At 68.7% G+C, this 11,289-nt stretch carries 13 protein-coding genes and 1 pseudogene; 6 read left to right on the forward strand and 8 right to left on the reverse strand.

The annotated features are described in order from the left end of the window. The 4 genes and pseudogenes from B0293_RS43965 to B0293_RS23160 all read right to left on the reverse strand — a co-directional run. Positions 1-303 (reverse strand): annotated as a pseudogene (locus tag B0293_RS43965) (hypothetical protein); the annotation flags it as partial. Positions 304-520: 217 nt separating this feature from the next. Then, positions 521-1,249 (reverse strand): GGDEF domain-containing protein, encoded by a 729-nt coding sequence (locus tag B0293_RS23150; RefSeq protein WP_005168191.1) that lies wholly within the window; start codon positions 1,247-1,249, stop codon positions 521-523. 65 nt (positions 1,250-1,314) lie between these two features. Beyond that, entirely contained in the window at positions 1,315-1,926 is a 612-nt protein-coding gene (gene idi / locus B0293_RS23155; RefSeq protein WP_039920036.1) for an isopentenyl-diphosphate Delta-isomerase, read from the reverse strand. A gap of 58 nt (positions 1,927-1,984) precedes the next feature. Further along, a complete protein-coding gene (locus B0293_RS23160) occupies positions 1,985-2,818 on the reverse strand; it encodes an alpha/beta fold hydrolase (RefSeq protein ID WP_005168195.1) in 834 nt (277 codons plus the stop codon). 123 nt (positions 2,819-2,941) lie between these two features. Between B0293_RS23160 and B0293_RS23165 the strand changes: the two genes are divergently transcribed. Beyond that, entirely contained in the window at positions 2,942-3,226 is a 285-nt protein-coding gene (locus B0293_RS23165) for a hypothetical protein (protein WP_005168197.1), read from the forward strand. Positions 3,227-3,278: 52 nt separating this feature from the next. Here B0293_RS23165 and dusB read toward each other — a convergent pair whose 3' ends face one another. Together dusB and B0293_RS23175 are read right to left on the reverse strand one after the other, a co-directional pair. Then, positions 3,279-4,424: a tRNA dihydrouridine synthase DusB gene (gene dusB, locus B0293_RS23170; protein WP_039920029.1), complete on the reverse strand. Its 1,146-nt coding sequence runs from the start codon at positions 4,422-4,424 to the stop codon at positions 3,279-3,281. Between the two features lie 264 nt (positions 4,425-4,688). Further along, positions 4,689-5,078, reverse strand: a complete 390-nt coding sequence (locus B0293_RS23175) for a hypothetical protein (RefSeq protein ID WP_005168200.1) — start codon at positions 5,076-5,078, stop codon at positions 4,689-4,691. Positions 5,079-5,401: 323 nt separating this feature from the next. On the opposite strand from B0293_RS23175, the gene uppS reads away from it, so the two are divergent. From uppS to B0293_RS23195, 3 genes are all read left to right on the forward strand, one after another. Then, positions 5,402-6,172 carry a polyprenyl diphosphate synthase gene (uppS, locus tag B0293_RS23185; protein WP_005168201.1) on the forward strand — a complete coding sequence of 257 codons (771 nt, stop codon included), beginning with the start codon at positions 5,402-5,404 and terminating at the stop codon, positions 6,170-6,172. Between the two features lie 72 nt (positions 6,173-6,244). Continuing rightward, entirely contained in the window at positions 6,245-8,245 is a 2,001-nt protein-coding gene (locus B0293_RS23190; protein ID WP_005168203.1) for a DUF2339 domain-containing protein, read from the forward strand. Between the two features lie 44 nt (positions 8,246-8,289). After that, positions 8,290-8,691, forward strand: a complete 402-nt coding sequence (locus B0293_RS23195; RefSeq protein WP_005167177.1) for a TIGR03667 family PPOX class F420-dependent oxidoreductase — start codon at positions 8,290-8,292, stop codon at positions 8,689-8,691. Here the strand turns inward: B0293_RS23195 and B0293_RS23200 are convergent. Next, positions 8,688-9,239, reverse strand: coding sequence for a superoxide dismutase family protein (locus B0293_RS23200; protein ID WP_005167174.1), 552 nt, complete (start codon positions 9,237-9,239; stop codon positions 8,688-8,690). The genes B0293_RS23195 and B0293_RS23200 overlap by 4 nt on opposite strands. Before the next feature lie 83 nt (positions 9,240-9,322). On the opposite strand from B0293_RS23200, the gene B0293_RS23205 reads away from it, so the two are divergent. Together B0293_RS23205 and B0293_RS23210 are read left to right on the forward strand one after the other, a co-directional pair. Then, positions 9,323-10,285 (forward strand): DMT family transporter, encoded by a 963-nt coding sequence (locus B0293_RS23205; protein ID WP_039919773.1) that lies wholly within the window; start codon positions 9,323-9,325, stop codon positions 10,283-10,285. Beyond that, a complete protein-coding gene (locus tag B0293_RS23210) occupies positions 10,230-10,694 on the forward strand; it encodes a DUF6328 family protein (RefSeq protein ID WP_039919772.1) in 465 nt (154 codons plus the stop codon). Before B0293_RS23205 ends, B0293_RS23210 begins: the two co-directional genes overlap by 56 nt. On the opposite strand, the gene B0293_RS23215 is transcribed toward B0293_RS23210, so the two are convergent. Continuing rightward, the gene (locus tag B0293_RS23215) at positions 10,695-11,237 is read right to left on the reverse strand and encodes a hypothetical protein (RefSeq protein WP_005167166.1); all 543 of its coding nucleotides are present in this window, start codon (positions 11,235-11,237) and stop codon (positions 10,695-10,697) included. Positions 11,238-11,289 lie beyond the last annotated feature (52 nt).

Raw genomic sequence — 11,289 nt, forward strand, 5'->3', positions numbered from 1 at the left:
GGCCGGGCGGGGACGGCGGGGTGCCGGCGGCTCCGCCCGGTTCGTGCGCGGACCGGGTCTCGGAGGCTCGGGCGCGGGCTCGCTCTGCCGGAGGCGGCGGGGAGCGGGCGCCTCGGCGGCGGGGTCGAAGACCGGGCGTTCACCCGTATGACGTGCGACGACGTCGGAAACGCTGATACCGCCGTGGGTCTCCATCGAGCGGCGCCTGCCACTCTTTTGACGACCCGAACGGCCGCGCTCACCGGCACTTCTGTCCAGGTGGGTGTGGCGACCGGTCCCCGGGGTGTGGTGCTCGTCGGGCACTCGGTCTCCTTTCACAACGGGCGTCGAAGCTCTTTCGTTATCGTACGGACACCTCAGGTTCGTGACGACAACCATCCCGGAATTTTCTTCACCCAAGGTACCGACAAGCGCCGAACGGTCCATGCGATCGGGTGAGCGGTCCTGGTTAAAGCTGCGTTAAAAGGTGAGAAACCGTCACGCAGAGTGTGACCGATGTCCGTGTTGCCCCAGTGAGTGGCTATGTGCCCGTGGACTCGGCGGTGTTCATCGGCTGAGGAATCATCCGTGATGATTCTTTATCCTGATACGCCACTTTGTTGCGACCCGCCCGTTTCGCCATATACAACAAAGCGTCGGCGTGGCGCAACTGTCGTTCCGGTTCGCCTTCGCGACCTGGTTCCGTCCGGCCCTCGTGCGCGAGTCCGACGCTGATCGTCACCGAGAGGCCGGGCCGGATCCGGCGCCACGGATGGCGGGCGACCCGGATGCGGGCGGTGTCGGCGATCCGCACCGCGCGGGCGGCGTCGACGTCCGGGATGACCAGTGCGAACTCCTCGCCGCCGTAGCGGGCGCAGAACGCTTCCGGGGGAAGTCCCTGTTGCAGCAGGTCGGCCACCTCGCGCAGCACGCGGTCGCCGACCAGATGCCCGAAAGTGTCGTTGACGTCCTTGAACAGGTCGAGGTCGACCAGCGCGATCGCGATCCCGGGCGGGCCGCGGTGGCCGGCGGCCGGGCCGTGCAGCCACTGGTCGAGGTAGCGGCGGTTGTAGCTGGACGTCAGGGTGTCCCGCAGGCAGCCGGCGCGGGCGAGGTCGAAGGCGGATTTCAGATGGTGGTAGGCGCGCCGCCAATCACCCTGGGTGGCGAGCACTCCGGCGATCGATTCGTGCAGGCTGAGCAGATCGGTGGCCGGCGCGCTCGGGGGGAGCGCGGCCTCGTCGTCGGCTACCACGCTCACCTCCGCCACGAATTGGTTTTCGTCGTATAGGAGGCGCGTCTTGAGGTATCGGTACGGGCCAAAGTGAATATCGCTCAAGTGGACGACGGATCCGCGCCATTGTCACGCACCGAAGTGCCGTTCTGTAAGGACGAAAACGGCTCGAACTCTTTGAGCTGCGAAAACTGATCTTTCGCCCAGTAACTCACGTCAGTCACATCGTCATTCAGCAACAGTGCGTAATCATTCCAGCTCACCCACCGCCAGTCGCCGACCTCGTCCGGATGCGGGGCCGGATCGTCGTCGATCCAGGCGACGAAGACCGGGCAGAATTCGTTCTCGACCACACCGTCGAACGGTGGCGTGCGGTACCGGTACGCCGGAAGGACGCAGCGGAGCCCGTCCAGCCGGGGCAGTCCGAGTTCGAAGGCGGCCCTGCGCCGGACGGCCTCCTCGATCGGTTCACCCGGTGCGGGGTGCCCGCAGACACTGTTGGTCCAGACGCGGGGCCACACCTTCTTCGACGCGGCGCGGCTGGTGATCAGCAGGGCCTGATCGCTGCTGCGCAACAGGTAACAGGAGAAAGCCAGGTGCAGCCGGGTGTTCTCGTGGTGCGCGGCCAGTTTGGGCGCGGTTTCGCCGGTCGGCTCGCCGTCTTCGGTCACGTAGACGATGCGTTCGGTCTCGAGTGCGGTCGTGTCGTTCACCGGACCCACTGAACCAGCAGGCTGTCCGTAACCGGTACCGCGACCAGAGTTACCCCTGTTAGTGGGACGAAAGGTGCTCTACTAGCAAAGAAGTGACGGCCTCGGGAGCCTCCTCCACCACCCAGTGGGAGACGTCCTCGATCATCTCGAAGCGGTACGGGCCGGTGACGCGGTTCGCCGTGTCGAGCGCGGCCGTCGACCCGAACGCGGCGTCCTCGGTGCTCCAGATGTAGAGCGTCGGCACCTCGATCGGCCCGATCTTCCCGCCGGGACGGCCGGCGCGGTACCAGTTGAGCGCGGCGGTCAGCGCGCCCGGTTCGGACAGGCGCTGGACGTACTCCTCGACCTTGCTCGGCGGCACCTTCCAGTCGAAGATGCGGCGGAGCGCCTCGGCGTTGTCGTCGAGCATCCGCCGTTCGGTGACGCGGGTCTGGCGCCACTCGGTCATGTACGCCGAACGGAGGTGCTGGTCCTCGTCGGTCTTCATGGCCTCGGCCAGCGCCGCCGGATGCGGCGTCGAAACGACGGCGAGGCTGCGAAGCCTGCCGGGATGCGCGTCGGCCGTCCACCACGCGACGGCGCCGCCCCAATCGTGTCCGACGAGATCGAAGTCGTTCCATCCCAAACGATCCGCGATCGCGAGGACGTCGCCGACGAGATCGTCGATCCCGTATTCGGACGCCTGTTCCGGCCGGACGCCCGGCGAGTAGCCGCGCTGATCCGGTGCCACCGCGCGATATCCGAGCACGCCGAGCGTCGCGACCTGGTGCTCCCATTCCACCGCGGCCTCGGGAAACCCGTGCAGCAGCAGGACAGGACGGCCGTCTTCGGGACCCGCCGCGATGGCGTCGAAGGAACCGGCCGCGGTGGGGATGCTCAGCTGCTCGATCACGACGCCGACTCTACGGGCCGCCGGTTTCGGGCGGACGGCAAGGGATTGACGTGGAGTGTCCGATTCGCATCTAATGCTCACCGCGGTCGATCTTCGGTCGCACTGGGGAAACTGGGGTAATACATGTCGAACAGTTGGAGGCGCCGGCTCGCCGCCGGTGCCGCTTCCGTCGCGCTCGCGGGCGGGATCGCCGTCACGGCGGCGAATGTCGCGGTGGCCGAAGGGTCGCCGGTTTCGGTCGCCGGGGTCTGTGACGGGAATCCGGGTTGCCATCTCGGGCCGTACCCGACCTTGGCCAGTTGCCAGATCGAACAGAGCAACATGGCCCGGTACTACACGATCACCATGCGCTGCTTCGAGGTCGACCACGACCAGTGGAAGTTCGCCTACAAGACCAGGGGCACCTGAGTCGTGAACGAAAACGCTCCCGCCGGTTCCTCCGGCGGGAGCGTTTTTCGTTTCAGCCGCCCGAGTGCATGTCCTCGGTCTCGGGGACGCAGTCGTCGTCCGGGTCGTCGAGCCAGCCGTGCGGCAGCGTGACCTTGCCCGGCGACCCCTGCCGCCCGCGCGGCCCGTCGGCGTTGTCGGGGAACGGCGCGTCGTGGTCGAGACGGGCGATGAGATCGTCGAGTTCGGCCAGGCCGGACACCATCGCGAAGCCGCGGCGCAGTTCGGAGCCGACGGGGAAGTTCATGAAGTACCAGGCCATGTGCTTGCGGAGGTCGCGCAGGGCCTTGGTCTCGCCGTCGTGCTGGATGAGCAGCTCGGCGTGCCTGCGCAGCACCTTCGCGACCTCGCCGAGGTTCGGCGGGGTGGGCAGCGGGCGCCCGGCGAAGGCGGCTTCCAGCTCGCCGAACAGCCACGGCCTGCCCAGGCAGCCGCGTCCGACCACGACGCCGTCGCAGCCGGTCTCGTCGACCATGCGCAGCGCGTCCCCGGCGGAGAAGATGTCGCCGTTGCCGAGCACCGGGATGCTGGTGACGGCTTCCTTGAGGGCCGCGATCTTCGTCCAGTCGGCCTGGCCGGAATACCGCTGCGCGGCGGTGCGCGCGTGCAGGCTGACGGCGGCGGCGCCCTCGGCCTCGGCGATGCGCCCGGCGTCGAGGTAGGTCAGGTGGTCGTCGTCGATGCCCACACGGAACTTGACCGTGAACGGCACACCGGCCTCGGCCGCGGCCTTCGCCGACTCGCGCACGATGTCGGCGAACAGCTTGCGCTTGAACGGCAACGCCGCGCCGCCACCCTTGCGCGTCACCTTCGCCACCGGGCAGCCGAAGTTGCTGTCGATGTGGTCGGCGAGCCCCTCGCCGGTGATGATGCGGACGGCCTCGGCCATCGTCTTCGGGTCGACCCCGTAAAGCTGCATGGACCTGGGCTTTTCGTTCTCGCCGAAGGTCATCATGTGCATCGTGCCGGGGTGGCGCTCGACCACCGCGCGGGCGGTGATCATCTCGCAGACGTAGATGCCCGCGCCGTACTCCTGGCACAGCTGCCGGAAGGCGACGTTGGTGATGCCCGCCATCGGAGCGAGCACGACCGGGGGATCGACCTCGTAGGGGCCGATCTTCAGGCTGGGCTTGCTCAGGGTGGCTGTCACGTCCTCCATTGTCGCCTGTGGTGTCTGTCACTCGCAGGTGGGCCGGGCTTCCAGTCCGAAGACGCGCTGGCAGAGTCACGGGCAGGTTGCCGGCAGATCAGCGACGGATAGTTCGGCAGATCGACGGAAGTCGGTATGGCCGAGTGCGCGATCGAACTGGAGGTCGATACGCGTGCCTGATCCTGGACACGCGTAAGGCCAGGGGCTCGGTATTCCCCGGGGCACCCAGCCCTGCGACTCGTGTGACGCCCGCGGCATCGGTTATTCGGAATGTCAAGACGAGCGCGCCAACTGACTGACCCGCTGGAACGACATGCCGAGCACCTCGCCCGCTTCGCGCTGTGAAACGCCGAGGGCGAGGAGTTCCTGAACCGCCGCACGGTGTTCTGCGGCGGCCTCGGCCTGCTTGCGCTGAGCCTCTTCGCGCAGGACTTCAGCGCGGGCTTGGTGATCCTTCACCGAACTTGGAAGGTGAACCTCGAGGTGGAGGTCGTACTCGTCGTCCTTGACGCCGTCCATGATTTCGATGAGCTCGTTGGCCATCGTCACGACGTCTTTGTAGCGGAGAGCTTGGGTCGAACGGTCGATCTCGCGGACGCGGATGAGCCAGAACCTGCCGTCACGAGTGACTTCGGCGTGATAGGTCTTCACTTCCTCCACCATCCTTTCCCGAGGACCTCCTCGCATTCTTTGAAGATGTCAACGGCGAAGACCTCGCCCAGTTCGGTATGGCGCGGGATGGGCACCACGACACCGTTGAGGGTGTAGATGGTGTGGTTGGCACCTTCCCGCTCGAGAATCCACGCCGCGCGTTGCCGCCTGGCGGCGACCGCGATCTTCTTGATGACCTCTCGCCTCTTCGCAGCATATGTCTAGGCAGGGCTAGACGCAACCGTCAAGGGTGGGCTAGACAGTTCGTGAGATGAGGTGAAAATCGTCCACTTGTCGCCGCCGCGCAAGTCCCCGATTTCGGTAGCTTCGCTTCCATGAGCGTCCGGAACAGACTCGACGACCTCTACGCGCGACGCCTCCGCGCAAAGCTCCGCCAGGGCCCGTTGCCCCGCCACATCGGCGTGATCATCGACGGCAATCGCCGCTGGGCCCGGCGGATGGGTTTCGAGGACGTCCGTGAGGGGCATCGGCACGGCGCCCAGCACATCGCGCGGTTGATGACGTGGTGCGAAGGCCTCGGCATCGGGCACGTGACGGTGTACCTCGCCTCGGTCGACAACCTGACGAAGCGCGCGTCGCCGGAGATGGCCTTCTTGATGCGGGTGATCGAGGACGTCGTCCGAGACCGGCTCGCGGCGCCGGGCGCGAACTGGCGCGTCGAGCCGGTGGGGCGGCTCGACATGCTGCCGTCGTCCACGGCCGGGGTGTTGAAGCAGGCCGAAGAGGACACTCGCGGGGCGACGGGGCCCGAGCTGACCCTCACCATCGGGTACGGGAGCCGCGAGGAGATCGTCGACGCCGTCCGTGACCTCGTGCTCGAAGGGGCGGCGGACGGCAAGTCCCTCGCGGAGATCGCCGAAACCGTTTCAGTCGACGCCCTTGACTCGCATCTGTACACGGCGGGCAGCCCCGAACCGGAGCTGATCATCCGGACCAGTGGCGAGGTCCGGCTGTCCGGATTCCTCCTCTGGCAGGCCAAGGATTCCCAGCTGTACTTCTGCGACGCCAACTGGCCGGGTTTCCGCTATCTCGACCTGCTGCGGGCGCTCCGGATCTGGGCGCGAAAGGCCGCCCCTTCGCGATGATCTTGCAGGTCGCGACCACATCGTCACCTCGATTGAGTAGTGCTACGGATCCATCGGCGGCCCTCAGGCCGCATGCTGATCGCCATGACCACCGATGGGGATGTGCTCCTCAGGCTCGCCGGGGAGATCGACGACCTTGGGGCCCGCCTCGCGCGGGTCGGTACGGAGCTGCGGACCGTCCAGACGGAGACCGCGCAGGAGCAGCCGGCCGCACCGGCTCCTGAAGCGCAGGCGCCGGAGCAGGCCACGACGCCGCCCGAGCAGCCGCAACAGCCCGAGCCGCAGGTGCCGCCTCAGCAGGCCGCCCAGCCGATCCCGCAGCCTCAGCAGGCCCAGCCGCAACAGCACCAGCAGGTGCCCCAGCAGCAGCCGCCGCGCTACTTCACGCATCCGCAGCACCCGCAGTACCAGGCCCAGTACCAGCAAACCCAGTACCAGCAAACCCAGTACCAGCAGGCCCAGTACGCGCAGTGGCAGCAGCAGTACCGCCGGCAGCACCCGCAACCGCAGCAGCCGTACCGCCACCACTACCAGCCCGCCCCGAAGGTCAGCCTCGCCGAGAGGCTGAGCAAGGAAGGCGCCGGAAGCAGGCTGCTGGCCTGGGTCGGCGGCGCGGTCACGCTGCTCGGCGTCGTGCTGTTCCTCGTGCTCGCCATCCAGCGTGGCTGGCTCGGCCCGCTGCCCCGGGTGATCGGCGGCGCCGTCCTCGGCGCGGCGCTGGTCGGGATCGGCCTGAGGCTGCACCGCAACCCGGCGGGCCGCACGGGGGCGTTCGCGCTCGCCGCGACCGGGATCGGCGCGTTGTACCTCGACGCCATCGCCGCGACGACGATGTACGAGTACCTCCCGGCCTACGCGGGTCTCGCGCTCGGGCTGCTGATCGCGGTCGGCGGGCTGCTGCTGGCCGTGCGGTGGAAGTCTTCGCTGCTCGCGGCGGCCGTCGTGCTCGGCTGCGTGGTCTGCGCGCCGATCATCACGCAGGGGTTCACCCCGGAACTGGTCGCGTTCCTGCTGGTGGTCCAGGTCGCTTCGACGCCGGTGCAGCTGCGCCAGTCGTGGCCGTCGGTCGCGGTCGCCGCCGGGATCCCGCCGCTGGTCGCGTCGGTCTTCAGCACCGCGTTCACCGGTTTCGGCGGCAGCACGGCCAACACCGCCGCCGCGCTGGCCGCGGGGGCCGTCGGGCTCGTGCTCGCCCTGATCGTCACCCTCAAACGCGCGGGTGACGCCGCCGCGCTCGCCTTGCTCGCCGTCGCCCCGGCGCCGTCGTTGCTCGCCGCGCTGTTCCTGCCGAAGACCCCGGCCGTGCTCGTCACCGCGTCGGTCGCGCTGGTGCTGCTCGCGGTGTGGGCGGCAGGGCAGTGGCTCGACGGCTGGACGGGTGACCTCGCGGGTGCCGCCGGTCTCCTCGCGGCCTTGCAGACGACGATGACGCTCTTCGACGGCAGCGCCCGTTCGGCGATCCTGATCAGCGAAGGTGTCTTGCTGGCCCTGGTCGCGCTGTGGACGAAGAAGCACGTGGCGCTCGCCGGCGGGCTGGTCTTCGCCGTCATCGGCGGTCTGATCGCGCTGGCCTTCGACGTCCCGCCGACGCTCTTCTTCCTGATCCGGAACCGGCCGGACGCCGACCTCGCCGCCACGTTGCTGGTGGCCGTCGCGATCCTGGTCGTCGCGATCACGCTTCCGTGGGTCGCGCACCGGCTCGGGCTGTTCAAGGCCCCGGCCGAGAACGTGGTGCCGTGGCTCTTCGCCGGGGTCGTCGCGCTCTACGGCGCGGGCGCGATGGTGCTGAGCGGCGCGCTGCTGGCCGTTCCCGGCCGCTCGGGCTTCCTGCTCGGCCACGTGGTGATCACGGTGTCCTGGACGGTCGCCGCGCTGGTGCTGCTCATCCGCGGCATCTCGGTGGTCGGCCTGCGGGTGATCGGCCTGGTGCTGGTCGGCGCGGCGGTGCTGAAGCTGGTCCTGTTCGACCTCTCCGCGCTCGACGGCCTGGCCAGGGTCGCGGCCTTCCTCCTCGCCGGTCTGGTGCTGCTCGGTGCCGGGACGCGCTACGCGAAACTCGTCGCGTCTCGCTGAGCAGGACGCGGAAGAAAAGCCGCCGGGTCGTGGTTGGTCGGTTCATGACCTACCAACCCGACCCGCGGCTCGCAGACCGGGCGAAGGAGAACGTCGCCTGGCTGACCACGATCAGTCCGAAAGGCCGTCCTTCGCCCCGCCCGGTGTGGTTCGTGCTCGACGGTGAGGATTTCATCGTCTTCAGCCAGCCGGACACGGCGAAGACACGGCACGTCGAAGCCAACCCCGAGGTCAGCCTCCACTTCAACAGCGACGAGCACGGTGGCTCGATCCTGGTGATCGGCGGCAAGGCCGAGATCCTGCCGGACGGTCTCGCGTCGGAGCAGCCGGGCTTCCTCGACAAGTACGAGAAGCACTATCCGGCGATCGACTACGACGTCCCGAAATTCGACCGGGAGTACCGCGTCCGGATCAGGATCCGGCCCGAACGCACCTGGGGCTTCTAGAAACCGACCGTCACACAGGCCAGCCGGGCGCCCGCCGTCCCGGCGTGGCCGGGGTCGGTGTGCGTATGCGTTTCGTGGATCACGATCGAACCCGCGCGCCGATCGGTGAACGTCCAGTCCACTTTGGACACAGCGGCGCCGCGGCCGGTGGCGTCGGTGGTGAGGTCGAGCCAGATCTCGTTCTGGGGGTTGGCGTAGGCCGGATCCACCGAAGGCTTCACCGGGTCTTCGACGTTCTGGTAGTGCGGTCCGGCGAGATCACCGGTGGCACCACACGGCTTCGTGTGCGCGTGGGCGCCGTATTGGCGGTTCGGCAGCAGACCGGTCACGAGTACCGCGGTCGAGGTGCCGAAAGCCTTGGAGGTCAAGCCGAACACGTGCGCGCGGGAGCCGGGCGGGGCCAGGTCCGGCCGGTAGATCGTGAGGCCGCTCTTGGCGGTGATGACGTGGACCCGGGACCCGGGGGTCGCGGTGGCCGCCTCGGCGCCGGAACTGAGCGCCAGTGCGGCGGTGGACAGGGCAAGGACGAGTACGGGGACGGGGCGCATGCCCCTTGCCTAGTCCGCACGAATCGGACACGCCAGACAGGTCACTCGGTCGGGCGATCATTCTCAAACTATGGGCAGGAAAAGTGAGTAGCAACCCTCCGGATCGTACTTGGCTGGTCGCGGTCGCCGCCGCTCTTTGGGGCACAGACGGGCTTTTGCGGCTCCCGCTCGCCGAGGCGCTCCCGGCGGCCACGGTCGTCTTCTGGGAGCACCTGCTCGTGGTGCTCGTGCTGAGTCCTTTGATTCCCGGCGCTTTCCGCGCCCTGCGCCGGTGCGGACCGCGGGAATGGCTGGCCGTGCTCGCCATCGGCGGTGGTTCCTCCGCGCTGGCGACGGCGATGTTCACCGCCGCCTTCAAACTGGGCGACCCCGTGACGCCGTTGGTGCTGCAAAAGCTCCAGCCGGTTTTCGCCGTGCTGGCGGCATATTTCGTACTCCGTGAGCGAGTCCGCCCGGGATACGCGTTCTTCGCGATCCCGGCGCTGCTCGGCGCTTGGCTGCTGGCGTTCAAGGATCCGCTGAACATCCAGCTCGCCGCGGCGAAGGCGGCGCTGCTGGCGATCGGCGCGGCCGCGTTGTGGGCGGCGGGCACGGTGCTCGGCCGTCTGCTCTCCACCGAGCTGGCGCCGAAGGAGGTCACCACCCTGCGCTTCACCGTCGGGCTCCCGGTCGCGGCGGGCATCGTGGCGTACCAGGGCGGTCGGTTCGCGGTCGGCTGGGACAACGCGCTCGGCCTCGGCCTGCTCGCGCTGGTCCCCGGCCTGCTGGCGCTGAGCCTGTACTACCTGGGCCTCCGGTCGACACCGGCCGCCAGGGCGACGCTGGCGGAGCTCGCGTTCCCCGTCACGGCGGCCGTCATCGGCGTATCGTTCCTGAACGCGCATCTGTCCGGTACGCAGTGGCTGGGCCTCGCCGTCGTGGTCGCCGCGGTGACCTCGCTCGGCTGGCACGAGAAGGTCAGGCGTCAACCGATGGTCCTGGAGCCGCCGCATGGTCGAGCACACCGGCGAGACGAAGAACGAACGCCTGACCCGCAACGTCAGTGAACTCCTGCAAGAGCTCCGGGTCGCGCAGGCCGGCGTCCAGATCCTCTTCGGTTTCCTGCTCACGGTGGTGTTCACCGACGAGTTCCACGAGGCGAGCGGGTTCGAGAAGGCCGTCCACCTGACGGCGGTCCTGCTCACGGTCAGCTCGACGGTGCTGCTGACGGCGCCCGCCGCGTGGCACCGGCTGCTGTTCCGCACCGGCAACCGGGAGCGGATCCTCACCTACGGCAACCGTTCCGTCCTGGTCGGGCTCGGCTGTCTCGCGGCCGCGATCAGCACGACCGTCGCGCTCATCGCCAAGGTCGTCTACGGCCCGGTCGCGATGGCGATCCTGGGCGTGGTGTCGGCCGCGCTGTTCGTCGGCATGTGGTTCGTCGTGCCGAGGCTGATCGACGGGAACGGCGACTGATCAGCGCCAGGCCCGGACCGGGGTGCCTTCGGGCAGGCCGAACGCGGCGGGCGTCACGCTCCGCGGGTCGTCCGGGCTCGCGCCGTCGAGTACGCGACGGGCGCCGAGCCACGAGAACATCGCTTTGACCGAAGGCGAGTAGCCCGCGCCGTCCTTCGCGAGTTGCCGGTCCAGGACGCGGTAACCCCGCTCCCCGCGCTCGACGAGGTAGACCATCGGTTGCCGGAAGCCGCTGCCCGTGACGAGCCCGGCGCCGTCCCGTGCGGTCTCGTCGCAGCCGGCGACCAGGCCGACCTTGACCCGGTCGCCGTCCGGCCGGGTTTCGATCACCTTCTGGGTGCACACCCAGCGGACGTCGGCGAGGCCGGAGCCGGCGAGCACGCCGGTCCACGCGTGCGTGCGCAGATGTTCGTCGATCGACGGCAGCGCCTCGCGCGCGACGGTGTCGTCCACCGTCGGCATCTCGTCCACGATCCACCAGCCTGCCGCGGCCACCACCACACCGACCCCGGCGAGCACGGGCCAGCGTTTGACGTTCCCCATGGGACGAAGCTACCGAGCGGGGCAAGTGTTCACCCGCGGTTCGGGACGCGTT

It is taken from the genome of Amycolatopsis azurea DSM 43854 (genome assembly GCF_001995215.1).
In the GTDB taxonomy this organism is placed as follows: domain Bacteria; phylum Actinomycetota; class Actinomycetes; order Mycobacteriales; family Pseudonocardiaceae; genus Amycolatopsis; species Amycolatopsis azurea.